The following is a 24,708-nucleotide window of genomic DNA, read 5'->3' as shown; positions in this document are numbered from 1 at the left end:
GGATGACAATGTCAGTGGTATCGGGGTTAATCGCGATGAACTTTGATGTGCGTACTGAGGGTATGGCAGGCACCTGGTACCAGTTCAATCGGGGATTCATGGATTGTGGATTCGACGCAGACCATAGTTTCGAAGCTGTTATCCGCCATGTCAGCCATGCTGGTGGAGAGCGCCTGCCATGGGTTCCAAATAACGGCGCAATCATGTCCCTGATTTCTGACCTGGATCTGGCGCTGGTTACGGGCGTCGTGGATCACCACCGGGCTTTCCGGTGAGGTATAGACGCGATCGGTCTCTCCGCTGAATTGCAAAACGGCTTCACCGTCACAAGTAATGTCGTCTTGGGTGCTGTCGAGGTAGGTCTGACCCATGCCGGTGATGCTTGTTTCCCGGATATCACCCACCGTGAAATAGGTATGCAGGGCGCCGCTGAACGACCAGGCATGGGTATCGGTATTGGTCGAGGTCAGGCTAACGTGCAATTCACGGCCGATTTCAAATGTCAGTTCAGTGCAGAATTGGTGTGGCCAGAGCGCCTGGGTGGTTTCGTCGGCTTTGAGGGTCAGACTGATGATCACCCCATGGTCGTTTTCGCGATGTTCTTTGAGAGCCCAGTCGCTGAGCCGGGCAAAGCCGTGGGATGGTGTGGCCGCTTTACCGAACCAGGGCCAGCACACAGGGATCCCCCCGCGAATGGCTTTTTGAGGATCAAATTCCGCTTTCTCGCTCAGCCAGATCACAGCGGATTCCCCAGCCGGTTTGTACCAAACCAAATGACCACCGTGCAGGGAAATGCCGGCTTCAGCCTGCGGATGTTGGATTCGCAGGAGCTTTATGCCTTGGTAGTCGCACACGGTGATTGCATCGGATAATACTGAAATTGTTGAAAGGTTACGTAAATCCATCGAATTCTTCCTTACTCGTGATCAGAAGCAAAGTCGCAGCTTATTGACGGGTTATTGAACGTTTTGAAAGTTAGCACCAATAAATGACAAACTTAATTTTAATTAAAAAATATCAGTAATATTTCAAAAATATTTGTTAATTTTATTGCTGTGTTTGACATCTTGGACGCAAATTTTAGTTTGGATTGGTCACCGAATGGGCGAATCAGATACAAAAAAGGCAGCTTTACGCTGCCTTTTATTCACTATCTCAATCAGAATTACTTAGAGATGTGTGCAATCAGGTCCAGGACCTTGTTTGAGTAACCGATTTCGTTGTCGTACCAAGATACAACTTTCACGAATTTGTCGGTCAGGGCGATACCCGCTTTAGCATCGAATACAGAAGTTTGAACTTCACCGATGAAGTCTTGAGAAACAACTGCATCTTCAGTGTAACCCAGAACGCCTTTCAGCTCGCCTTCAGAAGCTTCTTTCATCGCTGCACAGATAGCTTCGTAAGATGCGCCTTCTTTCAGGTTTACAGTCAGGTCAACCACAGAAACGTTCGCAGTTGGGACGCGGAAAGCCATACCAGTCAGCTTGCCGTTCAGTTCTGGAAGCACAACGCCGACAGCTTTCGCTGCACCAGTTGAAGATGGGATGATGTTCTGAGAAGCACCACGGCCACCACGCCAGTCTTTCGCAGAAGGACCGTCAACAGTTTTCTGAGTTGCAGTCGTTGCGTGAACAGTTGTCATCAGACCAGACTCAATGCCGAACTTGTCGTTCAGGACTTTAGCGATTGGTGCCAGACAGTTAGTGGTACAAGACGCGTTAGAAACGATGTCTTGGCCAGCGTAAGACTGATGGTTTACACCCATCACGAACATTGGTGTTGCGTCTTTAGATGGGCCAGTCAGAACAACTTTCTTCGCACCAGCAGTGATGTGCTGACGTGCAGTTTCGTCAGTCAGGAAGATACCAGTTGCTTCAGCGACAACGTCAACACCGATTTCGTCCCACTTCAGTTCAGTCGGGTTACGCTCAGCGGTTACACGTACAGTTTTACCGTTGACGATCAGGTTACCACCTTCAACTTCAACAGTGCCGTTGAAGCGACCGTGCGTTGAATCGTATTTCAGCATATAAGCCATGTATTCAACGTCGATCAGGTCGTTGATGCCCACAACTTCGATGTCGTTACGCTCTTGAGCAGCGCGGAATACGAAACGTCCAATACGGCCAAAACCGTTAATACCTACTTTGATAGTCATTACAGTTGCTCCACAACTTAATTTCTAATGAAAGATAACTGGTAGTAAAATTACAGAATCTTGAGAGACCCTGCAAGCCAAAAACGAACTTAAATTGCGTGAGGTCAAAAAAAAGTTCGGATTTTTTTTACATTCCTTCTACAACGATGAATATTCATACAAGGTATGTATAAATATCCACCATTGCTGTTGCTAACTTTTAATATCACCCCCTCCACGCACGAAAATATGCTTAAATGAGGTGAATAAATGTAAAAACCTTTCGAGCAAAAAGTATGTGCCACAGTTTCGGACATTGGCAACTTCATTTGCTGGGATGACAGACAGAAATAAAAAAGGTAAGACGTTAGATGTCAGATAAATCAGACACTTATTGGCGTGATAAGCTAACTGCTGAGCAGTACCATATTTGTCGGGAGCGTGGGACCGAACCACCGTTCTCCGGAACGTTGCTCCATAACCGTGAAACCGGGCGATACCACTGCACCTGCTGTGAAGCGGCCTTGTTCAGTTCTGAGCACAAATTTGATTCGGGTTGCGGCTGGCCGAGTTTTGATGCGCCGATCCGCCCTGAGGCGATCCGTTATCTGGAAGATCACAGCCATGGCATGCACCGGATTGAAATTCGTTGTGCCGAATGCGACAGCCACCTCGGGCATGTGTTTCCCGACGGGCCGCCGACGACAGGTGAGCGTTACTGTGTGAACTCCGTGTCCCTCATTTTTAACGGTGAATCATCTGAGGGGGAATAAGCCCCTGATTGGGACTTCGGATCAGGCAGAGCCTGTTAATTGGACCCGTTTGGCTTATTTACTGGACCAGTTCGGCGCGGAACTTGCCGCGACGAATTGATTTGGCGACTTGCAGCGCTTTCTCGTCCAAACGTTGGCGCTCTTCGTCAGTCATCGGATAGAAGTTGTTCAGCTTTTCCTGGCTGGCGACGGATGCGCCGAGATCAGTGCCGATTTTGGCCCATAAATAAGCTTCCGTGGCGGACTCGGTCTGGTGGGATAATGTCGCGAGCGATTGGATGATCTCCGGTTGAATCGGCTGCTCACCGGTATGGAGCTCCAGGGCGTGCTTCAGTAGCTGAATGGTTTTTTCTTTATCGACTTCGGTATAGAAGGTGGCCAGCGCCAGTTGTAACTCCGGCGTTTCAAGTGCTGGGGTTCCTTCCAGTTGTAGGAATTGACGCAGGGCACGCTTGTCACCCTGGCTCCAGCGGTAATAAATGATTTGCGGATCGGTCGAGTCAGCCAGGGCTTCGGACAGCCGACGAATATCCTCATAGCTGTGGATCAGCGCCCGGGTTCGCATTGTCTTGCGCTCTTTCAGCTCGGTCGGTTCAATTCGGGCGGCGTATTCCAGGCATTTCTGATAAGCGTAAGTAAATTTCAGCTCTTTAAACTGCTCTTCATCGGTTGGATTTTGCAGCACATCATAGCGCTGCCAGATCAACTGGGTCCGTTGTAGCCGGCACTGGCCATCGTTGAGATTGGTATTGGCGCAAATTTCAGGATGATCCTGACACAAACTGTCGGTTGAGCGATGTCGATCAAAACACCCGCCCAGCAGGGTCAGGCAGGCGACTGAAAGGTATAGTCGTTGCGTTGTCGTCAAGACTCGGTTCTTCATCATAAGAAATTGATTGCGTCAGGGTTCCATGTTGCTCGGTGAAGAGCATACAATATTGGTTTCTCTCGGCATCCGACGCGTATCACCAGATGCACCATGTTCAATGAAAAGGCGACCGGATCCGGGCTGCGATTAATCTTACCCGATTGCATACGTGCCTTAGCACGTCATGCCCGTCGTCGGAGCGTCTACATTGTGATCGAAGAAACAAATTCGCGATTGTTAGTTGGCGCCAAGGGGCGAAATTGGTATTACTGCCTGCCTGTCTTATCGAATCAGCAAGAGTCTGGTGGCATTTTAGCCATTGGACAGGAAGCCTGCAAATGGAACTCGAACAATTACTACAAGCAATGACCCCGGAAGTCTTTCAACGGATTTCGACCGCAGTTGAAATTGGTAAATGGCCTGACGGCACACCGCTGACCCCGGAGCAGCGGGATGCGGCGATGCAGGCGATGATGATTTACCAGTCCCGTCATAACACTGAGGCGGAGCATATGTCAGTCGCTGCCGGTGGCGATATTATGTTTAAGTCGAAGGCGGAGCTGAAGCGCGATTTCGGGATTGATGAGACCCCGGCGCCGAATGACATTGCCCGCTTTGAGCACGATCAGCTCTGATCAGCTGAGGTGATTGTGATAAATCATGGGCTCGCAATAAAAGCTGCGGAGCTCATGGTCTTCCTCGCCCATCAAATTTGCCACCCATGGCTCTTGTTCAATGGCTGCCAGATATACCTGCAACCGCGGGTACTGGCTCAGCCTCAGCCCCGCCATCCAACCACTGCGACAAACACTCCATAAACTGATTTCCGCCATGGAAAGCTGCGGCGTCACATAGCCGGATTCGGGCAATTGCTCTTCCAGATAGCGCAGTGCCTGCGGCAGGTGGTGGGTCAGACACTGTTCGATGGCGTCCTCATCGACTTCCTTATTCAGCATCTTGCCCCGCATGATTTTTTGGTAAAACAGTACACCGCCGATCAGTGAGGTCAGCCGGGTATCGGCATATTCTTCGAGCCAGCGTATTTTCGCCCGGGCCTGAGCGGAGCCGGGATAGAGGGGCGGCACCGGGCAGAGATCATCCAGATAGTGGGCAATCACGGTGGAGTCGATGACGGAAACCCCGTCGTGCTCCAGTACCGGGACCTTCCCGAGGGGGTGGCGTTTGAGCGCCAGTTCTTTCTCCAGGTACGGATTCAGGGGTTGGAGCTCATAAGGGAGCCCTTTATAGGCGAGCGCGAGCATAATTTTTCGGACAAAGGGAGAGATGGAAGAGCCGTGAAGAATCATAAAGCTTGCGTGCCTGTTGTGACCATGAATAGTGAAAGTGTAGTTGGCTCTGGCAACAATGGGTGCCGCTTCGCGATGTAAGTGCCGCCATCGGGACGGATGTATTGAGGGAGGATGCCGGGGAAAGAGATTTGCGGATGCTATTGGACAGTCGTGACGCAGTTGTCGCTGTCTTGGTGTTTTCACCATGTGAATGGACAAAAAGAGGGTGGGTCACCCTCGAAGATGTATCTTTTTTCACCAAAGGCTGGTAGTGTCGCTGCCCTTCAATTTGCGTAAAAGCGCAAAGCTTGTTTTCCGCCATCGAGCGCGGCGCCATAAAGGATACTGCCTGTGAGCCAGACTGATTTTTCCACCTTGGATCTGAAACCGGATCTGCTGAGCAACCTCGCTTCGTTGGGGTATGACACCATGACCCCGATTCAGGCGCAAAGCCTGCCGCATATTCTGGCGGGCAAAGATGTGATTGCTCAGGGGAAAACCGGCTCCGGTAAAACCGCGGCGTTTGGGCTTGGGGTGTTGGAGCATCTGGATGTTAAACGCTTTCGGGTACAATCGCTGGTGCTGTGTCCGACCCGTGAGCTGGCCGATCAGGTGGCCAAGGAAATCCGCCGGTTAGCGCGGGCGATTCATAATATCAAAGTGCTGACGCTGTGCGGCGGGATGCCATTTGGTCCGCAGATTGGCTCTTTGGAGCATGGCGCGCATATTATTGTCGGAACACCGGGCCGGGTGGAAGAGCATGTCCGCAAAGGCTATCTCAATCTGGATCATCTGAATCTGCTGGTGCTGGATGAGGCGGACCGGATGCTGGAAATGGGGTTCCAGGACAGCTTGGATGTGATTATCGATGCTGCTCCTGCGCGTCGTCAGGGCTTGCTGTTTAGCGCGACTTACCCGGCTCAGATCCAGGCCATTGCCAGCCGGATTCTTGAGAATCCGGTGACGGTCAAAGTGGCTTCGACCCATGATCAGCACAGCATCCGGCAGCACTTCTTCAAGGTCGACAGCAATGATGACCGGATGATGGCCGTGCGGCTGTTGCTGGCGTGCCATCGCCCCGAATCGGCGGTGATATTCTGTAATACCAAGCGCGAAGTACAGGATGTGGCCGATGAGCTGAATGCTTATGGTTTCAGCGCACTGGCGCTGCACGGGGATCTGGAGCAGCGTGAGCGTGATCAGACCCTGGTGCGTTTTGCCAACAAGAGCGCCTCGGTGCTGGTGGCGACCGACGTTGCAGCCCGTGGGTTAGATATTGATGCCTTGGATGCGGTGATCAACTATCATCTGGCGCGGGATGTTGAGGTTCATGTCCACCGCATTGGCCGGACCGGCCGTGCGGGCAGCAAGGGCATTGCCTGTTCACTGTTCAGTGATAAAGAGCACTACAAAGTTGCTTTGCTGGAAGACTACCTGGAGCAGCCGATTGAAGGCGAGGCGTTGCCATCATCCCACTTGTTGACGGAGCCGAGTGTGCAGCCAGCGATGATCACTTTGCAAATCGCGGGCGGGAAGAAGCAGAAAGTTCGACCGGGCGATATTCTGGGGGCGTTGACCGGCGAGCAGGGGATCCAGGGCAGCGAGGTCGGAAAAATCAATGTCTTTGATCAGTGTGCTTATGTTGCTGTGCAGCGGGATGTTGCCCGGCGGGCCCTGAAAAAACTGGAAAAAGGGAAGATGAAAGGCCGGACATTCCGGGTGCGACAAATTCGGGACTGATCCCGGGTTTCAGTGCTGGAATCGAGATTGAAAAAAAGCAGCGGGATTGGCTCTCGCTGCTTTTTTGTATCTGTCGACTGGCGCTTGCCAGATGCGTTAGCTAAGTGGTTAAGCTGCTTAGTGGCTCAGCTCGCCACGCAGATCCTCTTGCATCAGGTTGCGAACAGTTTCATTCGGCAGATCCTGGCTTAGCAGGAAGTGTAGTTTGGCCAGTGCCGCTTCCGGGGTCATATCGTAGCCGCTGAGTACACCGGCATCCGCCAATGCACAACCAGTGGCATACCCGCCCATGTTGACCTTGCCGGACAGGCACTGGGTCAGGTTGACCACAACCACGCCACGATCGCTGGCTTCTTTCAACTGGGCCAGCAGATCCGCATTCTGCGGTGCGTTACCGACGCCGAAGGTCAGCAGGATCATCGCATTGACCGGCTGGCGTAGGGTATTGCGGATCACTTCCGGAGAGATCCCCGGATACATGGTGATCACCCCGATCGGTTGCGGCGTGATGTTGTGGACTTTGAACGGTCCTTCCGGCTGTTTATTCAGTTCTACATTGTTGAGCTGAATATTGATCCCGGCTTCCAGCAGCGGCGGCAGGTTTGGGGAGATGAACGCGCCGAAACCGTCAGCATGTGCTTTGGTGCTGCGGTTACCGCGGATCAGCTGGTTATTGAAAAAGACCGTCACTTCATTGATCGGGTAGTTGGCCGCGATGTGCAGGGCATTGAGCAGGTTGCTCTGACCGTCCGAGCGTAGCTCAGCCAGTGGGATCTGTGAACCGGTCACGATGACGGGCTTGTCCAGGTTCTCAAACATAAACGACAGCGCTGATGCGGTATACGCCATGGTGTCCGTACCATGAAGAATGACGAAACCGTCGTAGTCGTCGTAGTTTGCTTTGATATCGTCTGCGATGCGCTGCCAGTCCGATGGCGTCATGTCCGACGAGTCAATCAGAGGCGCGTACTCGTGGATCGTGAACTTCGGCATTTCCGGACGATGGAACTCTGGCATGCTTTCCAGTTGCTTTTGCATAAAGCCTGCGACCGGGATGTAACCGTGATCAGACTTCTGCATACCGATAGTGCCGCCGGTGTAAGCAATGTAAATGTGTTTTCTTTCCATAATTCAGGTACAGACATAGCGTATTGGTGGCCGCATTATATACGGTTATAGGCCTTGAACATAAAGAAAAAAGCCCGGCGGGTGCCGGGCTGTGTGTACTATTGAATATTGGTACAGTTCAGACAGAAGGCGTAATGGCCTTTCGGGTCGTTAAAGTTGTTCAGCGCGGTGAAATCCGACACCACCTGCCGGGTGACCGGCTGTAGTGCGGCTGGTAACTGACCGAACACGGCCTGAGCCATGTGCGACTGTGCTTCCGAGGTGAACTCCTTCAGCAGTTGCTCGGCCGGGCTCAGCGGCTCTTCCATCCAACGCAGCTCATAGCTGTCGAGTTTGGCCAGCTCTGCTGCCGTGAGTACAGCGTCATCAAAATCCCCGAGCTGATCGACCAGACCCAGGCGCAGGGCGTCTTGTCCGGTCCAGACCCGGCCTTGGGCAATGTGATCGGCTTCGGCCAGCGACATATCACGGTACTTGCTGACCAGACCAATAAAGCGCTGATAACCGTGCTCAATGCCCAGTTGGAATATTTTGGCCACGCCTTCCGGCAGCTCGCGGGTGATACCGACCCCGGAGAATGGGGTGGTGCCGACACCGTCGCTGTGGATCCCCATATTCTTGAGGCCGTCTTCAAAGGTGGTCAGAATTGCAAAAATACCGATTGAGCCGGTGATCGTGGTCGGCTGGGCCAGGATCTTGCTGGCGCTGGACGAGATCCAGTATCCGCCGGAAGCTGCCAGGCTGGACATGGAAGCCACGACCGGCTTGCCGGCCAGTTTGAGTGCATCGACTTCGCTGCGGATCACTTCCGAGGCAAAGGCGCTGCCGCCCGGGCTGTCCACCCGCAGGATCACCGCTTTAATGTTGTCATCCAGGCGCGCTTCCCGCAGCAGAGCAGCCGTTGAATCACCACCGATGGTGCCTTGATGCTGCTGGCCGTCAACAATGGCGCCACTGGCGACGACCACGGCCACTTTGTTTTTGCTCGGCAGATCGCGGTTATCGACGGTGCCCAGATAGTCGTAATAGCTGATCTGGTTAAAGTGATCATCGTCATCCTTGCCGAACTGATCAATCAGTTTCTGGTTCAGCACCGGCCGGTTGACCAGCTCATCAATCAAGCCCATCTCCAGGCTCAGTTTGGCAAAGTCGCCGCCGACGGCTTCCAGACGGGTGATCAGATCGTCCAGCTCAGGGGTGAGCATCGATGGGTCGATATTGCGGTTGTTGGCCACATCGCGGGTGTAAGCATCCCAGAGTTGGTTGAGCCAGGCGGTATTGGCTTCCCGGGCTTCATCAGACATGCTGTCGCGGGTATAGGGTTCAACAAAAGATTTGTAAGTGCCGACCCGGAACACATGGGTATTCACGTCCAGCTTTTCCAGCAGGCTTTTGTAGTACAGCGAGTAACTGCCGTAACCGGTCAGCAACACGGCGCCATCGGGAGACATAAACACCTTGTCAGCATAGCTCGACAGGTAATACTGGCTCTGTTTATAGCTGTCACCCACGGCATACACCGGTTTCCCGGCCTGTTTGAACTCCTGGATCGCTTTGGCAATGTAACGCAGTTTCGTCAGGTTGGTCTCTGACATGTCCTGAAGATTGAGGACCAGGCCGGTAATGTGGTTGTCGGTCGAGGCCGCCCGGATGCTGTCGACAATATCAAACAGTACGTTTTCCTGAACCGGCGGCTGACCCAGGGCGCTGCCGGCAAATTCGTCAATTGGACTGGTGTGAGCCCGGTGTTCGACGATCGGCCCGGAGAGATCCAGCACCAGGGCTGCTTTTTCAGGCAGCGTCGGTTTTTCTTCGCTTGGGTAGAACGCGAAGATCAGCAGGCCGGCAAAGGCCAAAAACAGCAGATTGAGGATCAGTTGGCGGGTGAAACTGATCAGCCGCCACAGGGCGCGGAACAGTTTTCCGATTCCTTTGAATATCACTTTCATGAAGATTCCTGATGATGCAAACGGTGATCTGTCTATCCTAACTTAGTAAACAAGGAATTACAGTATTTATCCCTGAGATAGGTGCCTCTCATAAGTGTATAAGGATTGAGCAATCCGGGCGGAAGAAAAAGCGACGGGCAATCAGTGGTGCAGTCGATGCAGCATCGAAAGTGTGACATGTTGAGAATTTGTAAAACAAGTGTTTGAAAATCGTTCAATCGCTGAATATACTGGTCAGACCATAACAACAAAAGAATGGAAGCCATGGACGATAAATCTTACCCGCATTTGTTGGCGCCGCTGGATCTGGGATTTACCCAGCTGCGTAACCGTGTATTGATGGGGTCAATGCACACTGGCCTTGAAGAGTCACGTGACGGCTTCAAGAAACTTTCTGCATTCTATGCCGCACGGGCCAAGGGCGGTGTCGGGCTGATTGTCACCGGTGGCTTCTCACCCAACTTCCGGGGTCGTTTGCATCCATTCAGTGCTGAATTCAGCTCGGGCCGTGCCGCTCGGGCGCACCGGGTTATTACTGATGCCGTGCATGATGAAGGCGGTAAAATTGCCCTGCAACTGCTGCACGCCGGTCGCTATGCCATGCACCCTTTTGCCGTGAGCGCCTCGGCGATCCGCGCGCCGATTTCCAAATTCACGCCCAGTAAAATGAGCCCCCGTCAGATCCACAAGACAATCGACGCATTTGCCCGCAGTGCCGAGCTGGCACGCGAAGCCGGCTATGACGGTGTGGAATTGATGGGCTCAGAAGGCTATCTGATCAACCAGTTCATCTGTAAGCGTAGCAACCACCGCTATGATGAGTGGGGCGGCAGCTATGAGAACCGGATCCGGTTTCCGATTGAACTGACCAAAGCCGTACGCCAACGGGTCGGGCGGGATTTCATCATTATTTTCCGCCTGTCGATGCTGGATCTGGTCGAACAGGGCAGCACCCACGAAGAAGTGGTGCAGTTGGCCAAAGCTTTAGAAGCGGCCGGGGTGACCATTCTCAATACCGGGATTGGCTGGCATGAAGCCCGGATCCCGACCATTGCCACCCAAGTGCCACGCGCCGCGTTTGCCTGGGTGACTGAAAAGCTGAAAAATGAAGTGAACATTCCGCTGGTGACCTGTAACCGGATCAACACCCCGGATGTGGCGGAAGGGATCCTGGCGTCCAACCAGGCTGACATGGTATCGATGGCGCGGCCGTTTCTGGCTGACCCGGAATTTGTCGTCAAAGCGCAGCAGAACCGGGCCGCGGATATCAATACCTGTATCGGCTGTAACCAGGCGTGCCTGGATCATGTATTTATCAATAAACGGGCCAGTTGTCTGGTGAATCCTCAGGCGTGTTATGAGACCGAACTGGTCCTGACGCCGGCTGCGACATCCCGCCGATTGGCGATTGTCGGCGCCGGTCCGGCCGGCATGGCCAGTGCCGTCGCGGCGGCAGAGCGGGGGTTCCAGGTGGATTTGTTCGAGAAAAACGATCATGTCGGCGGACAGTTTAATCTGGCGATGCAAATCCCGGGGAAAGAAGAGTTTAAGGAAACAATTCGCTATTTCTCCCGGCGCCTGGAGCAAACCGGGGTCAATGTGAAGCTGGGTCACCGCATTACGGCGGAAGAACTGAAAGGCTATGACGAAGTGATTGTCGCTACCGGGGTAGCACCGCGGCTGCCGGATATTCCGGGCATCGAGCATGAAAAAGTGATTGACTACCAGACCCTGATCCGCGAGCAGGTGCCGCTGGGGCAGAAAGTGGCCGTGATTGGGGCCGGGGGGATCGGCGTCGATGTATCGACGATGCTGACCGAGCCGGAGCATCAGGATCTCGATAGCTGGCTGAAAGACTGGGGGGTCGACAAGTCGATTGATCACGCGGGTGGGTTATATCCTCATGATGCGTACGTCAGTCAGCGCCAGGTGTGGCTGATGCAGCGTCGTCCGGGGAAAGTCGGCAAAGGGCCGGGCAGAACCACAGGGTGGATCCACCGCCGGGTGTTGGAGAAACGGGGCGTAGAGCTGCTGGCCGGGGTCAGTTATGACAAGATTGATGATCAGGGTCTGCACATCACGGTCGAGGGCCAGCAACGGGTGCTGGATGTCGATCATATTGTGATTTGTGCCGGTCAGCACTCGGTTGAGGAATTGTCAACACAACTCAAAGCGATGGCGATCCCGGTCCATGTGATCGGCGGTGCGGATGTGGCTGGTGAAGTGGACGCCAAGCGGGTGATCCGTCAGGGCGTTGAGCTGGTCGCTCAGTTGTAACGAACACAGCAATCGTTGGGAAACACAGGGGCGCCGATCTTGGCGCCCCTGTGGTTTTCTCGGCACGGTTTTATGGTACTGTTAGAACAATAACTATTTTCATCAAGATATTTTTCACAAGGTATTGTTATGGATGCTCTCTCGTTACTGTTAAACCGTCGTTCACTGCCAAAGCTGATGGAGCCGGCACCGCAGGGCGAAGCGCTGGAGAATATTTTCCGTTCCGGTTTGCGCGCGCCGGATCATGCGGCACTCACGCCCTGGCGTTTTATTGTCTCTGAAGGCGAAGGCTTGCAAAAGCTGGCAGATATTCTGGTTGAGGCGGCGAAAGCAGACGGCGCCGATGACGCGGTGATTGAAAAAGCCGGTAAAGCCCCGTTCCGGGCGCCGATGGTGATCACTGTGGTTGCAAAAGTGACCGAACATGAAAAAGTGCCGGTGGTGGAGCAGCATTTGTCAGCCGGATGTGCGGTCCAGGCGATGCAGATGGCCGCGGTGGCGCAAGGTTTCTCCGGATTCTGGCGTACCGGGAAATGGGCTTATCATGCAGTGGTTCGCGAAGCGCTGGGGGTGACGGGTGATGACTTGATTGTCGGTTTCCTGTATCTCGGTACCCCGGGTTGCCGTGAAGCCAAAATGGTCGAGCGTGAGCTGAACGATTTCGTTGAGTATCTGTAAACGACAGTGGCGAGCCGATTCAACGGATCAGCCGTAAGAAAATACTCAGGGAAGCTGCATTATGCGGCTTCCTTTTTTATTGGGGCACTGATGGGTGAATTTCCCGGGTAATGCCGTTTGCCTCTGATTGTCGATCCCGATATCTGTATTTATATCCAGTGTTTTCTTGTGATAAAAACCGGTTTTCTCTATAGTGCGGGTCAGAGCCAATGAACTTACGATTGCTATGACTCGTCTTTATATTGCTGAAAAACCAAGCCTGGGCCGCGCTATCGCGGCTGTCTTACCTCGCCCTCATAAAAACAATAACGGCTATATTGAAGTCGGCAATGGTGACATCGTGACTTGGTGTATCGGCCATCTTCTGGAGCAGGTCGAACCGGATGCCTACGATGAAAAATACAAGAAGTGGAATCTGGCCGATTTGCCGATTATTCCGCAGCAATGGCAGCTGACCCCGCGGAAATCTGCCCGGCAGCAGCTCAGTGTGGTGCGGAAGTTGGTCAAGCAAGCCAGTGAAGTCGTGCACGCCGGCGACCCGGATCGGGAAGGTCAGTTGCTGGTGGATGAAGTGATCGATCATGTCAAACTGTCGGCGGCGAAAAAGGCCGGGATGAAGCGGCTGTTGATCTCCGACCTGAACCCGGCCGCAGTCAAGCGGGCGCTGGGAAAAATGCGCGAGAACCGGGACTTTATTCCGCTGTCGGTTTCGGCCCTGGCACGCTCTCGTGCCGATTGGCTATATGGGATGAACATGACCCGGGCGTATACCCTGCTGGGGCAGCAAGGGGGGTATCGCGGTGTGCTGTCGGTTGGTCGCGTGCAGACCCCGGTGCTTGGCTTAGTGACCCGGCGTGATGATGACATTGCCAATTTTGTCCCCAAACCCTATTACGAAGTGACTGCCCTGATCCCATATCAGGGCAGTGATATTCGGGCGCGCTGGCAGCCCAGCGAAGCCTGCAAACCCTGGCAGGATGAAGACGGACGGGTCCTGAACCGCAAGTTATGTGAGAACGTCGCGAATCGGATCCAGGGCCAACCCGCCCAAGTGACGGAGGCGGAGCGCAAAGAGTCCCGCCAGTCAGCACCCCTGCCGTATTCGTTGTCGGCGCTGCAAATTGACGCGGCCAAGCGATTCGGGATGAGCGCCGCGGATGTGCTCGCCACTTGCCAGTCGTTGTATGAAAAGCACAAAGCGATCACGTATCCCCGCTCCGACTGTCGTTATTTGCCCAAGGAGCATTTTGCCCAGGCCGGGGAGGTCTGCCAGGCGATCAGCAACAGTGCGCCCAAGCTGGCGGAAGCGGTCACCGGTGCGGATCTGTCCCTGAAATCCAAGGCGTGGAATGATAAAAAAGTCGATGCGCACCACGCGATTATCCCAACGCCGAAATCAGTCAACAGCGCGGCGCTCAGTGGACGTGAGCAAGACATCTATCAATTGATCGCCCGCCAGTACCTGATGCAGTTCTATCCGGCGGCGATTTACAGTGAAGCCAAGCTGGTGTTTGCGATTGCCGGCGGGGTATTCATTGCCAAAGGGCGGCAGCTGAAAAGTGCCGGCTGGCGGGCGTTGCTGGGCCGTGAGGACGCCGAGGATGAGCAGGCGCTGGCCGATAAAGTACCGCCGTTAGAGCAAGGGACGGTCCTGACCTGCCGGGAAGGGGAGATCAAAGACAAGATGACTGAGCCACCGAAGCCGTTTACCGAGGCGACGCTGCTGCAGGCGATGACCGGGATCGCGCGGTTTGTGTCAGACCCGTCACTGAAGAAAATCTTGCGCGACACAGACGGGCTGGGAACGGAAGCAACCCGGGCCGGGATCTTGGATATTCTGTTTAAGCGCCAGCTCCTGGTTCGTCAGGGCAAGAGTATTCATGCCACCGAAGCAGGGCGGGGGCTGATCTATGCTTTGCCGGATGAGGCGACATATCCGGATATGACCGCTCATTGGGAGCACCAGCTGCAGGATATGGCTGACAAGAAATGTGCTTATCAGCCCTTTATGACCGCGCTGCAGGAGCGGTTGCTGCACATGATGGCACAAGTGCGTGACAGTGATGTCCCTCCGAGCCTGCGTGCGTTGAAATCGCCGGAACCGGCCAAAGGCGGAAAGAGAAAAGGATTCGGTAAAAGTGGCGGCCGTCGCAAAGCCGGGGCGCCCTCTGCTGCGCGGGGACGTGCGCGCAAGCCGAAATCGTCATAGCACGGGTTGGCAGCAAAGCGGTTCAGCTTGATGCGTACGCCATATATTGGTTCCGGCCGCAGGATTTCGCTTCATAGAGTGCGACATCGGCCTGCTTAAACAGGGTTTCCGGCGAGCTGTCCAGGGTGGGCACCAGCGTGCTGCCGCCGATGCTGACGGTCACAATTCCAAACTGCTCGGGGTTCAGGTCAGTGCGGGGCAATTGTAGTTTCTGAATGGCCTTAATCGCCCGTTTTGCCGCGAACCGGGCTGCCGCACAGTCCTGGCCGGGTAACAGGAGAACAAACTCTTCACCGCCGTAGCGGGCGAACAGCGCCCCGGCGCGTTTTTCCAGTCCGGCCAGGGTATTGGCAATCATTTTCAGGCATTGATCTCCGGCGGCATGGCCGTAGCTGTCGTTGTAGGCTTTAAAGTGATCCACATCGACGATCAACAGGGACAGTGGCAGCTGATGGCGTTCGGCCCGGCGCCATTCTTCATGGAACCTTTCGTCAAAGACCCGCCGGTTGTAAACTGAGGTGAGCGGATCCAGCCGGGACATGGTTTTGAGCTTTCGGTTGACCCGCTCCAGCTCGGCCGTCCGTTCTGAGACCCGGCGTTCGAGTTCTTTGTTCAGTAGGGTGAGTTTTTCTTCGGCCTGCCGTCGGACCAGGTGCTGGGACACAATAAAACCGAACTGTTTTAGGATTTGCTGGTGGTAGCTGCGTAGCGGCATCCCGGTGAGCAGGTTATCACAGGCAATCCAGCCGATGGGCGTATCACCGTCCCATAGGGATATAAACCCGCTCCAGCCGTATCCGACCTGCTTTAAGTCATGGTAGAGCGGTGTGTTGTTTTCAAAGGCCAGGTATTCGCTTTTGGTGCGATCCTGGGTCATGTTGGTAAACCACAGATCCGGAATTTCGCACTCAAAGTAGCTCTCATTCACGGTGCGGCCGTGAAGGTCGGTGCCGTAGGTGCCTTGCATGCGGTTGTGCTCCCGGAACAGAAAAATCGCCATGCGATCCACATGCAGGTGTTTTTTTGCTTCATCAACCGCGGTAAACAGCAAGTCGTCGCTGGATGTTGCCCGCCAGAGTTTAAAGGAAATATCATGCAGTGCCTGTAGCTGTGCTTGCAGCTGTAAGGTTTCTTGCTGGCTGATTTCCAGCTCTTTCTCCGCCGTTTTTCGACTATCGTGTTCATGCTGAACATCTTCACTGAGTAATCCGGAATCAACTTCTGCGGCCAGCAGTGTGGCAAGCCCCAAAAAGACCTGGTCCTCCGTTTGGGGCCGTTCAGGAAAATCAATGGTCAAGGTTCCGATCTGGCGTCCTTGCCGCTCCAGCGGAATTGTTAGGTGAAAGGATTGCCCGTGTTCATCTGGTGTGATCAAAGAGGGCCCGGATGTGCCGTGCGCGTGATAGAGGGGCTGTCCTCCAGGCTTTGGTTGATCATCACTGAGGGGGATGGGGGGGAAATGGTACTGAATATCGCCTTCAATCATTTCCAGCAGCAGTTGCCAACCGGAGGGGGCCCAAATCATCAGCCGGACTCGGATCGCCCCAAAGCTGTCATGGAGATTGCGGCAGGTCAGCTCGCATCGCGGACGTAACCCGTGGGCTTTGCCCCACTGGATCAGGATCCGTTGGTAAAAGCTGTCGAGCTGCGTGCGGGTGGTCAAGGCTGATCGTCCGGTTAAAAAACATTCAGACTCTATTGTTGTCATTTGATGACAGAAAGCCAGATGTTCGCCGGTGAATCTGGGGATCTGGCTGGCCGTGTTCACCGATTTGCGACTCAATACACAACAGATAACCGAATTTTCAATCAGTTGCGTCAAATACAGACACGAAAAATGCCTGCTGGGTGGGCGGTGGGGCATCACCAGGGGACGGGAAAGCGGTGGTATGCTAACAGGAGATAAATACAGTCGAGGAATGCGATGAAAAGGCAACTGGTGGATACAGATGCCTTTAATCACCTTGTTGAATCAGCGCTGCAAAATTGCTCGTGGGGAAACTTAAAAATGGATGTGCCGTGTCTATGACTCCGTGTTACCGGCCCCGACTGTTTCCATTTGGTGAGGTTTGTGGCATGTCAGAAACCATGCCAGCCCCGCAGCAAACAGATAAACCCCTGCTGCTGTCCCGAAAGCCAGGCTATAGCCACTGACAACACTCGGTGCAAAACCGGCAACAGCCATGAGTGACGCCAAACCAAATGTCGGGCCCAACTCCATGGCTGTATTCATCACTCCACCAGCTAAGCCAGCTTGTTGCTGAGGCACATTCATTGTCGACAAGACCGCTGAGCCCGCAAACATCATTGATGTGCCGATTGTCAGTGCAACGATCCCAGGCAGCAATCCTGAAATGTATGTGACCTGAAGGTGAATGCCTGATAACAAGGCCAGCCCAATAGAACCGATCAATAAACCCAAAATGGTCACTTTCAACGGCCCCAAACGGCTGACAATACCGCCGGCAGCACGATTCATGAGTAGCAGCGTCAAGGTGTAGGGAATGAATGCCCCCGCAGTTTCAAGTGGCGTCCAGTTTTGCTGGACTTGAAGGAACAAAGACAGCAAGAAAGTGACCAATCCCATACTGGCCGAGGCCAATAGGATGCCGATCAAGCCGACGATGCGGTTTGGCTCTCGAACAAAACCAGGTGGCAATAAAGGCGCTTTGGCATGTCTTTCCACCAATAAAAAAATGCTGAGCAGGCTAATACCAACGCACAAAGGCCCATACACCCTTGGAGATGACCAAGCAAAATCACCGCTGGCAATCAGTCCATAACTGCAAAGGGCAATCCCCAATGTTGCAAGCAAGGCACCGAGCGGATCAAGTCCAGGTTGGTTCGACATCATTGGCTTATCCCCTTTCGGTAATAACCATGCGACTGCAGCCAAACCAATCAATGAAACCAGCACTGGGACGATAAACATCCAACGCCATGAAACCCATGTCGTCACCACACCGGATGCGAGAAAACCAACCCCGCCCCCTAAAACGGAGACGCCTCCCCAAGTTGCCATGGCACGTGAGAAATCATCAGGCTGAGGAAACAAACTCCGGAGGACAGCGATTGCTGCCGGTGCTGTCATCGCGGCCCCTGCACCTTGCAGAAATCGCATCATGACCATCCCTGAAAAATGGAAAGACAAGGCTGCACCGACAGACGCTAAACCGAATACACATAATCCGATAATCAAGAGAACTCTGCCGCCAAACTTGTCTGTTAAGCGCCCGCCAAATAGCAGGAGTCCGCTGAAAGATAAACCGTATGCGGTACTGACCAGAAGTAAATCAGCTTCGTTGATCCCAAACGCCACACCAATTGTCGGTAAAGGAATACCTATCATCACAATGGTGAAAATCAGTGTTGCCTGCACCACTGCAAGCAAGGTGAATGCAAGCTTAAAATTTGGCTTTGTATCGTTCGTTCTTGTCTGCACTTTCTATTCCTTAATAACGGCCATGATCAGCGCCAACAAAAGTCTGTTGGCATTGCTCCATCAACATGTGTATATATCAATACATCATTCAATTGATTTATTGAATGATGTATAGTGTATGGGTGTGATTTCATAACTGTCAACATGAAAATGGATCAAATGATGGAGTCACAGGCCTTAACAGGAAAGCTCGGACAATTCAGAACCGTGGCAGCCCATCGCCCTGAGCGGGGCGATGGCTTTATGCAAAGTCACGCCAATCGAAAGACTGATACACTCATCGAACCGGGTAACCTGCAGCTTTCCATTCTGGGACACCAATGTTTAAACGGCGGGCCGATAAACCTTTTTCCTGAAGCGTAGTGACGGCTGTAATGGATAAAGAACAATAGGGGCCGCGACAATAAGCGACAATTTCTTGCTCTTTCGGCAGCTCAGAGAGACGCGCCTCAAGCTCACCAAACGGTATGTTGATTGCCCCGGGTAGATGGCCCTGCTCAAATTCTTCTTCGGGGCGAACATCCAGCAAGGTCACACTGTTTTCCTGTATACGCACTAACAGCTCTTCCCGCGAAATCGCTTCCACACCCTGCTGATGATGTAAGGTGCCTTGAACCAGCATCCTGATCTCTGAATGATGAAACTCCGCAAATTGACGCAGTGCTATCAGGAGTTCCACGACAGGTCCATCACTAAGACGATAAAACACATGTTTCCCTTCACGGCGTGTCTGAACATAGCCATTCCTTTTTAACTGCTGCAGATGTTGAGAAGTATTGGCTACAGTCAGATCTGCAAGCTCAGCCAGTTTCTCAACGGGCTTTTCCCCTTGAGCGATGTGCTCCAACAAGATGAGTCGATGAGCATTACCCAACGGCCGTGCAAGCTCAGCCAATTCGGAATGCATATGATACTGTTTGTTTATTGTTGACATAGAAGTTTAACTGCCTCATCATTCAATTAATTTATTGAATTATAGAGTATCATCGATTTATTGATACCCTCGCTGCCGCATTCACTGCATTTATTGAGTGAATCACATCATGGGCGACACACCAACAGTAAGGAGAGAACCCAACATGGAACCCGATTTTATATTACGCGTCGTCGCACTGGGCATTGGTGCAACCCTGGTCATGGATTTATGGGCCTTGTTTCTGAAAGTCTGTTTCCAGATCCCATCTCTGAATTACGCCATGGTTGGCCGCTGGATTGGGCATTTTCAGACGGGGCAATTCGCCCACGACAGTATTGTGCAGGCACCTGTGGTTAAAGGTGAAGCGATCATCGGTTGGACAGCTCACTATCTGATTGGTATCGCCTTCGCGGGGATTTTGTTGCTGGGTTGGGGGGAGATCTGGTTAGCATCTCCCACCTTGCTTCCGGCATTGATGATTGGTGTCGCAACGGTCGTCGCACCGTTTTTCCTGATGCAGCCTTGCATGGGGGCGGGAATTGCGGCCTCAAAAACACCCCAGCCCAATACTGCCAGAGTGCGCAGCCTGATGGCACATGCTTCATTTGGCGTGGGGTTATATCTGACAGGGCTGGTGATGTCGGTAAATTGAATACAATTTCCGAGGTTCGTTTATTGTGCTTAAATTCGCGTCAATTTCACTACGTTTTTGATGTGCGCCAGAGACCTGCAAAGCCTCAATTGAGCCGGTACATCACGCCTTCTGTTCGATGCCGGCAATTACCACGGGATCACCGAGCCATCGTAATTATAAAAACCGCCGCTTTGCTCCGGGCTTAGGTGATCAATGACATTTTTCAGCCCCAGCGCCGATTCAGGTGCAGATATTATCGCATTCGGCCCGCCCATTTCTGTTTGCACCCAGCCGGGGTGCAGCGCAACCGTCTTGATCCCCTGCGGCAGCAAGTCGTTGGACAGGCTCTTGACCACCGAGTTCAGCGCCGCTTTTGACGAGCGATAAATATAACCGCCACCGCTGGTGTTTTCCGTCATACTGCCGACTTTCGATGAGATGCAGGCAATGTTCCCGGGTTGCGAGCGGCTGAGCTGAGGATAGAAAGCCTCGGCCAACTTGAGCGGCGCGATTGTGTTGACCTCCAGGACCTGACGCCATTCATCCGCATCCGTATTGCCGAACCCGTATCCCTTCGGCCCGTAGTAACCGGCATTGTTAATCAGCAAATCCAGCGAAACATCGGCCAGTTGGCGGCTCAGCGCCGTGATTGCTGCGTGATCGGTGACATCCAGCGCCAACAGGGTCAGGGCCGGATGGGCTTGTCGGCGTTGTTGCAGCGCAGCTGCCTGCCCCGGCAGTCGACAGCAGGCATAGACCTGCCAGCCATCGGCCAGGTAGACATCGACCAGCGCCAGCCCGACGCCGCGGTTGGCACCGGTAATGAGGACATGTTTTGCCATAAATCTGTCGTTTGGCATAAATCTGTCGTTTGCCATAAAGGTATCGTTAATGAATAGCGATTGCTTGTCTGTTTTGTCGCGGCTCTCAGTATAGCAAGTCGCCGGGCCGGGATCCTGGCTGAGGAGATGCGGGATGATTGACGCAAAAGTTTCATAAGTAAGACAGGGCTGCCGGATAGGGAAGGCTAATTTTATGTGGTGGGATTTTGTGATTGCCGGAGGCTGAAATGGAGGGGGATGTGCGTCAGTGCCGGGGGAGGTTCCCGGTGGTTTTACGGTTGATCCTGGTGGTTCTCCTGGCTGGTTGTGCCGAAACGCGACATGAACGTTTAGTGGAGCTCGGGTTTACCCGGAACTACTTGGATGGGTATCAGGATGGGTGCAGCAGCCGGAAACTGGAGGCAAAAACCTATCTTGACGGTTTCCGGCAGGATCCGGAACGCCTGGCTGGCGATCCCAAGTATGCTCATGGCTGGCAGGATGGTTTTGAGCAGTGCTACGCTGACAATTCGTCGTATTTTTGAGCAGCAATTAAGCGTCGACAAAATAAAGGCAACCCGAGGGTTGCCTTGAGCGGATTGATTAGGGCTCCGGCTGATAGAAGCGTTTGAGCTCATGCATGACCTGCATCAGGGTCGACAGCTTCGGCTTGCCTTCACTTTGCAGTTGGTAGTCCTGGTTATAAACCCGGTAATTCCCGTATTTATCGACCACGGTGGTGGTGTTTTTTTGCAGGACCACAATGCTGCGGTCATCTCCGGCCAGTACCCAGCGTCGGCTGGCATCCTGATCAAACAGGCTGATGCCGCTGCTGTATTGGGCGGAAGGCGTGGTCGTATTCAGCAACGATTCCATCAGGGTTGGCACCAGATCCAGATGGCTGGTCGCTCGGGTCACGCTCTCCGGGACTATCCCCGGCCAGTGAATAATCATCGGCACTTTCAGCTGGAACTGGCTGTAGTTGCTGCCGGCCCCCCAAGTGTTGCTACCGGTTTCGTTGAACTCACTGCCATGGTTGGCGGTTACGATCACGATGGTGTCGCCCAGCACATTCTGCTCAACCAACTGGCTGAAAATATCCATCAGCAGCTCGTCAATATGGTAGGCCGCATTGCGATAGCTGTTCTTCAGCAGCACATTGGTATCGGCATCCGCCGGGTTCATCTGCATATTGCCGAGTGACGGGGTAAACTTCGGAATATAGTCCCCCCCCTCTTCAAAACTTTCCACCGAAGTCAGCTCAAGGTAGCTGAACCAAGGGGTTCTGCGCTGCTGCTGTGCAAGCCAGCCTTTCCACGCTGTAATCGCCTGTTCGTCGCTATGAACCGCCGTTGCGCCATCAGGCATGAGCCGGTTACTGAATACGGCATCCGGATAGATGGTTTCTTCAAAGCCGCTGCCGCTGAACAGGCCGAACTGATAGCCCCGCTTTTGCAGGGTATCGAGCAGGACCGGTGAGGTTTGCTCCGAACGGATGCTGTTGATGTAACTGCCCGGCAGCCCGTAGAACAGGCCGAATACGCCGCCGTCATTGGTGTTGTCGGCACTATAGTGATTGCTGAAATTCAGGTTTTGCCGGGCAAATGCCGATAAATACGGCATGGTTTCCGGCGCAACCATATCGCTACGCAGGCTGTCGACCATGATCAGCAGGACATTTTGCCGGGTCCCCAGATCATCAAACTTCAGCACACTCATCGGATAGCGAATATGCGCGCTTTCCTCGATGCCCTGTGCTGCCTGACGGCGGGTGTATTCCTGGCGATCCAGCCAGCCATGTTTCTCCATGAAGCTTTTGGCTGTCATCGGATAGGAGAGTGGGAAATTGGAGCGCTGTGCCGTCACCGGGCGATAGAGGTTAGCATCGGCCCAGATATAAATCAGGTGGCTGCTCAGGAAGCACAGACCGAAAACCATGGCAATCGGTACCCCGACATGCTTTCGGGTCAGCTTTCTGAGTTTGCGCCAAATCCACTCTGCCAGCACCAGTTGCATCAGGAAAATGGCTGGCACCGCAATAAACAGGTATTGCCAACGGGCATTCAGTTCCGTTTTTTCACCACTGAGCAGCAGATCCCAGACGAGCGGGCTTAAGTGCAGCTCAAGCGTCTCGTAGGCATGGGTATCCAGCAGCAGGGCGGTGAGGCCAACGGTACCGACCAACACGGCAAACAGCCGCATCAGGCGCTGAGACGGGATCAGAAAACTGGCCGGAAACAGGATCAGAATGTAAAAGCCAAAGACCAGGAACCCGAAATGGCCAACCCAGCTCAGTCCGAGATACAGTTGTCCGAGAAGGGTTTCCGGCCATTCAGAGTGTTCAATATACCGGGTGCCGAGCAGCATGGCGGCGATGATATTGAAAAAGCTGAACCAATGACCCCAGCCAATCAGCTGGGACACTTTGTCTTTATAATTGTTACCGCTGGTGACCATAGATGTCAGAAATTCCCAGTCTGATGTGCGATGCCGAACAACAAGCTTAATCTTCCTTGATGGAGGAAAGCAGCGCTTGCGAGAATTTCTCAGCAATGGCTTTCCGTTGGGCAGCCGGCACGTCGGCATTGATGATGTTGGTCGAAATGTTGCCCATGATCATCAGTGCCAGCTCGGCAGAAGCTTCATGCTTCTCTAGTACATCGAACACGTCATCAATGATTTGTTCAACTTTTTTATTCGAGTATTTTGAAGTAATTGGCATAGGAAGTCTTGTTTAAAGTTATAAAGAAAGCGACTTATAATAACCTACACTTTAGATTTACTGAAATATTTCCATTATGAGCCTAACGCTTTCCAATGTCATTCTTCACCAGTTGACAAAAAATGAGCAGGATGAGCTTGACGTTCATCTCAGAAAACAACCGCTTAATAACGACACTTCTACAGAAGAGTTGGTTGCCGAGCTGCATCGGGTATACAGCAGTAAAGGGGCGAAGGGCTTTGCCCATTTCGCCGAAGACAGTGAATTCTGCCACTGGCTGAAACAGGTGCGCAGCGGCGAGCTGGATTTCCTGACGTTTTCGAACCAGTCGGCCAACAAACTGCAGGCAGAGTTGAGTAAATACCCGTTTGCCGAAGCCGGAACGCTGGTGCTGGCGGAGTATCAGTCACTGGCGACAGACTACCTGTTGATTGGCTTGCTACCGACTTGTCACAGCATGAAAGTGACTGAGCAGCTGGATATCAGTGCCACGGATTATCTCGATGTCAGCAAGATGGATATTGTGGCGCGGATTGACCTGTCGTCCTGGGAGACGGATGCCGAATCGAACCGTTATCTGACGTTCATCAAAGGCCGGGTTGGTCGAAAAATTGCGGATTTCTTCCTCGATTTCCTACAGGCCGAAGTGGGCATGGATGCCAAAGTCCAGAACCAGGTACTCATGCAAGCGGTGGAAGATTTCTGCGCCGACTCGCGGCTCGACAAAGAAGAAAAGCAACAGTACCGCAAGCAAGTATACGACTACTGCAACAGCCAGCTTCAGGCCGGGGATGAAGTGACGGTCAAAGAGCTGTCCGGTGAGCTGCCTGCGGCCGAGGATGGCACAGACTTCTATCAGTTTGCTTCGAACCAGGGATATGCACTGGAAGAGAGCTTTCCGGCGGATCGAACTACCATGCGTAAACTGACCAAGTTCGTTGGTTCAGGTGGCGGTTTGACGATTAACTTCGACAGTATGTTGCTGGGAGAGCGGATTTTCTATGATGCAGACACTGATACGCTGACCATTAAAGGCACGCCGCCAAACCTGAAAGATCAGCTGCAGCGCCGGTTATCGACCGATAATGATTGATGTGATTGACGGATTGGTCAGGGCAAGCT

The 24,708-nt window shown here is 53.3% G+C and carries 21 protein-coding genes; 9 read left to right on the top strand and 12 right to left on the bottom strand.

The annotated features are described in order from the left end of the window. Positions 1–26: 26 nt before the first annotated feature. Complete coding sequence (locus tag NH461_RS11370; protein WP_261600460.1) at positions 27–905, bottom strand: D-hexose-6-phosphate mutarotase; 879 nt, start codon at positions 903–905, stop codon at positions 27–29. 260 nt (positions 906–1,165) lie between these two features. Further along, a complete protein-coding gene (gap, locus tag NH461_RS11365; RefSeq protein WP_261600459.1) occupies positions 1,166–2,161 on the bottom strand; it encodes a type I glyceraldehyde-3-phosphate dehydrogenase in 996 nt (331 codons plus the stop codon). Between the two features lie 350 nt (positions 2,162–2,511). On the opposite strand from gap, the gene msrB reads away from it, so the two are divergent. Next, positions 2,512–2,913 (top strand): peptide-methionine (R)-S-oxide reductase MsrB, encoded by a 402-nt coding sequence (gene msrB / locus NH461_RS11360; protein WP_261600458.1) that lies wholly within the window; start codon positions 2,512–2,514, stop codon positions 2,911–2,913. A 58-nt stretch (positions 2,914–2,971) separates the two neighbouring features. Here msrB and NH461_RS11355 read toward each other — a convergent pair whose 3' ends face one another. After that, positions 2,972–3,799 (bottom strand): DUF2989 domain-containing protein, encoded by an 828-nt coding sequence (locus NH461_RS11355; protein WP_315903221.1) that lies wholly within the window; start codon positions 3,797–3,799, stop codon positions 2,972–2,974. Between the two features lie 320 nt (positions 3,800–4,119). On the opposite strand from NH461_RS11355, the gene NH461_RS11350 reads away from it, so the two are divergent. Then, complete coding sequence (locus NH461_RS11350) at positions 4,120–4,416, top strand: YeaC family protein (RefSeq protein ID WP_261600457.1); 297 nt, start codon at positions 4,120–4,122, stop codon at positions 4,414–4,416. On the opposite strand, the gene NH461_RS11345 is transcribed toward NH461_RS11350, so the two are convergent. After that, positions 4,417–5,088 carry a glutathione S-transferase family protein gene (locus NH461_RS11345; RefSeq protein ID WP_261600456.1) on the bottom strand — a complete coding sequence of 224 codons (672 nt, stop codon included), beginning with the start codon at positions 5,086–5,088 and terminating at the stop codon, positions 4,417–4,419. It lies immediately after the preceding gene. Positions 5,089–5,421: 333 nt separating this feature from the next. Here NH461_RS11345 and dbpA point away from each other — a divergent pair, with 333 nt between their 5' ends. Further along, entirely contained in the window at positions 5,422–6,810 is a 1,389-nt protein-coding gene (dbpA, locus tag NH461_RS11340) for an ATP-dependent RNA helicase DbpA (RefSeq protein ID WP_261600455.1), read from the top strand. A 117-nt stretch (positions 6,811–6,927) separates the two neighbouring features. On the opposite strand, the gene ansA is transcribed toward dbpA, so the two are convergent. After that, positions 6,928–7,938 carry an asparaginase gene (gene ansA / locus NH461_RS11335; RefSeq protein WP_261600454.1) on the bottom strand — a complete coding sequence of 337 codons (1,011 nt, stop codon included), beginning with the start codon at positions 7,936–7,938 and terminating at the stop codon, positions 6,928–6,930. A 98-nt stretch (positions 7,939–8,036) separates the two neighbouring features. Continuing rightward, positions 8,037–9,887, bottom strand: a complete 1,851-nt coding sequence (sppA, locus tag NH461_RS11330) for a signal peptide peptidase SppA (protein WP_261600453.1) — start codon at positions 9,885–9,887, stop codon at positions 8,037–8,039. Positions 9,888–10,151: 264 nt separating this feature from the next. Here sppA and NH461_RS11325 point away from each other — a divergent pair, with 264 nt between their 5' ends. From NH461_RS11325 to NH461_RS11315, 3 genes are all read left to right on the top strand, one after another. Continuing rightward, the gene (locus NH461_RS11325; protein WP_261600452.1) at positions 10,152–12,164 is read left to right on the top strand and encodes an NADPH-dependent 2,4-dienoyl-CoA reductase; all 2,013 of its coding nucleotides are present in this window, start codon (positions 10,152–10,154) and stop codon (positions 12,162–12,164) included. A gap of 129 nt (positions 12,165–12,293) precedes the next feature. Beyond that, positions 12,294–12,842 (top strand): NAD(P)H nitroreductase, encoded by a 549-nt coding sequence (locus tag NH461_RS11320; RefSeq protein WP_261600451.1) that lies wholly within the window; start codon positions 12,294–12,296, stop codon positions 12,840–12,842. A gap of 226 nt (positions 12,843–13,068) precedes the next feature. Next, positions 13,069–15,051, top strand: a complete 1,983-nt coding sequence (locus NH461_RS11315; protein WP_261600450.1) for a DNA topoisomerase III — start codon at positions 13,069–13,071, stop codon at positions 15,049–15,051. Positions 15,052–15,073: 22 nt separating this feature from the next. On the opposite strand, the gene NH461_RS11310 is transcribed toward NH461_RS11315, so the two are convergent. The 3 genes from NH461_RS11310 to NH461_RS11300 all read right to left on the bottom strand — a co-directional run bounded on the left by NH461_RS11310 (position 15,074) and on the right by NH461_RS11300 (position 19,427). Beyond that, positions 15,074–16,714: a diguanylate cyclase gene (locus tag NH461_RS11310; RefSeq protein ID WP_261600449.1), complete on the bottom strand. Its 1,641-nt coding sequence runs from the start codon at positions 16,712–16,714 to the stop codon at positions 15,074–15,076. Between the two features lie 360 nt (positions 16,715–17,074). Further along, entirely contained in the window at positions 17,075–18,493 is a 1,419-nt protein-coding gene (locus NH461_RS11305) for an MFS transporter (protein WP_261600448.1), read from the bottom strand. A gap of 277 nt (positions 18,494–18,770) precedes the next feature. Then, positions 18,771–19,427: an ArsR/SmtB family transcription factor gene (locus tag NH461_RS11300; RefSeq protein WP_261600447.1), complete on the bottom strand. Its 657-nt coding sequence runs from the start codon at positions 19,425–19,427 to the stop codon at positions 18,771–18,773. A gap of 109 nt (positions 19,428–19,536) precedes the next feature. Between NH461_RS11300 and NH461_RS11295 the strand changes: the two genes are divergently transcribed. After that, on the top strand, positions 19,537–20,061 hold the full coding sequence (locus NH461_RS11295; RefSeq protein WP_261600446.1) for a DUF2938 domain-containing protein: 525 nt from the start codon (positions 19,537–19,539) through the stop codon (positions 20,059–20,061). Positions 20,062–20,189: 128 nt separating this feature from the next. On the opposite strand, the gene NH461_RS11290 is transcribed toward NH461_RS11295, so the two are convergent. Then, positions 20,190–20,885: an SDR family oxidoreductase gene (locus tag NH461_RS11290; protein ID WP_261600445.1), complete on the bottom strand. Its 696-nt coding sequence runs from the start codon at positions 20,883–20,885 to the stop codon at positions 20,190–20,192. A 227-nt stretch (positions 20,886–21,112) separates the two neighbouring features. Here NH461_RS11290 and NH461_RS11285 point away from each other — a divergent pair, with 227 nt between their 5' ends. Further along, the gene (locus NH461_RS11285; protein ID WP_261600444.1) at positions 21,113–21,409 is read left to right on the top strand and encodes a hypothetical protein; all 297 of its coding nucleotides are present in this window, start codon (positions 21,113–21,115) and stop codon (positions 21,407–21,409) included. A 58-nt stretch (positions 21,410–21,467) separates the two neighbouring features. On the opposite strand, the gene NH461_RS11280 is transcribed toward NH461_RS11285, so the two are convergent. Further along, positions 21,468–23,321 (bottom strand): DUF3413 domain-containing protein, encoded by a 1,854-nt coding sequence (locus NH461_RS11280; protein ID WP_261600443.1) that lies wholly within the window; start codon positions 23,319–23,321, stop codon positions 21,468–21,470. A gap of 46 nt (positions 23,322–23,367) precedes the next feature. Next, entirely contained in the window at positions 23,368–23,586 is a 219-nt protein-coding gene (locus NH461_RS11275; protein ID WP_255388088.1) for a YejL family protein, read from the bottom strand. A 76-nt stretch (positions 23,587–23,662) separates the two neighbouring features. Between NH461_RS11275 and yejK the strand changes: the two genes are divergently transcribed. Next, entirely contained in the window at positions 23,663–24,679 is a 1,017-nt protein-coding gene (yejK, locus tag NH461_RS11270; protein WP_261600442.1) for a nucleoid-associated protein YejK, read from the top strand. Positions 24,680–24,708 lie beyond the last annotated feature (29 nt).

Origin of the sequence: Photobacterium sp. TY1-4, assembly GCF_025398175.1 — a bacterium.
In the GTDB taxonomy this organism is placed as follows: Bacteria; Pseudomonadota; Gammaproteobacteria; order Enterobacterales; family Vibrionaceae; genus Photobacterium.
The sequence above is the reverse complement of the archived record's forward strand: the minus strand, read 5'-3'. Positions and strand labels throughout refer to the sequence as shown.

Coding starts and splice junctions, on each gene's coding strand:
- NH461_RS11280 (WP_261600443.1), bottom strand. CDS start 23,321: ATGGTCACCAGCGGTAACAATTATAAAGACAAAGTGTCCCAGCTGATT.
- sppA (WP_261600453.1), bottom strand. CDS start 9,887: ATGAAAGTGATATTCAAAGGAATCGGAAAACTGTTCCGCGCCCTGTGG.
- msrB (WP_261600458.1), top strand. CDS start 2,512: ATGTCAGATAAATCAGACACTTATTGGCGTGATAAGCTAACTGCTGAG.
- NH461_RS11285 (WP_261600444.1), top strand. CDS start 21,113: ATGGAGGGGGATGTGCGTCAGTGCCGGGGGAGGTTCCCGGTGGTTTTA.
- NH461_RS11290 (WP_261600445.1), bottom strand. CDS start 20,885: ATGGCAAAACATGTCCTCATTACCGGTGCCAACCGCGGCGTCGGGCTG.
- gap (WP_261600459.1), bottom strand. CDS start 2,161: ATGACTATCAAAGTAGGTATTAACGGTTTTGGCCGTATTGGACGTTTC.
- NH461_RS11355 (WP_315903221.1), bottom strand. CDS start 3,799: ATGATGAAGAACCGAGTCTTGACGACAACGCAACGACTATACCTTTCA.
- NH461_RS11315 (WP_261600450.1), top strand. CDS start 13,069: ATGACTCGTCTTTATATTGCTGAAAAACCAAGCCTGGGCCGCGCTATC.
- NH461_RS11325 (WP_261600452.1), top strand. CDS start 10,152: ATGGACGATAAATCTTACCCGCATTTGTTGGCGCCGCTGGATCTGGGA.
- yejK (WP_261600442.1), top strand. CDS start 23,663: ATGAGCCTAACGCTTTCCAATGTCATTCTTCACCAGTTGACAAAAAAT.
- NH461_RS11350 (WP_261600457.1), top strand. CDS start 4,120: ATGGAACTCGAACAATTACTACAAGCAATGACCCCGGAAGTCTTTCAA.
- NH461_RS11345 (WP_261600456.1), bottom strand. CDS start 5,088: ATGATTCTTCACGGCTCTTCCATCTCTCCCTTTGTCCGAAAAATTATG.
- ansA (WP_261600454.1), bottom strand. CDS start 7,938: ATGGAAAGAAAACACATTTACATTGCTTACACCGGCGGCACTATCGGT.
- NH461_RS11275 (WP_255388088.1), bottom strand. CDS start 23,586: ATGCCAATTACTTCAAAATACTCGAATAAAAAAGTTGAACAAATCATT.
- NH461_RS11295 (WP_261600446.1), top strand. CDS start 19,537: ATGGGCGACACACCAACAGTAAGGAGAGAACCCAACATGGAACCCGAT.
- NH461_RS11370 (WP_261600460.1), bottom strand. CDS start 905: ATGGATTTACGTAACCTTTCAACAATTTCAGTATTATCCGATGCAATC.
- NH461_RS11320 (WP_261600451.1), top strand. CDS start 12,294: ATGGATGCTCTCTCGTTACTGTTAAACCGTCGTTCACTGCCAAAGCTG.
- NH461_RS11300 (WP_261600447.1), bottom strand. CDS start 19,427: ATGTCAACAATAAACAAACAGTATCATATGCATTCCGAATTGGCTGAG.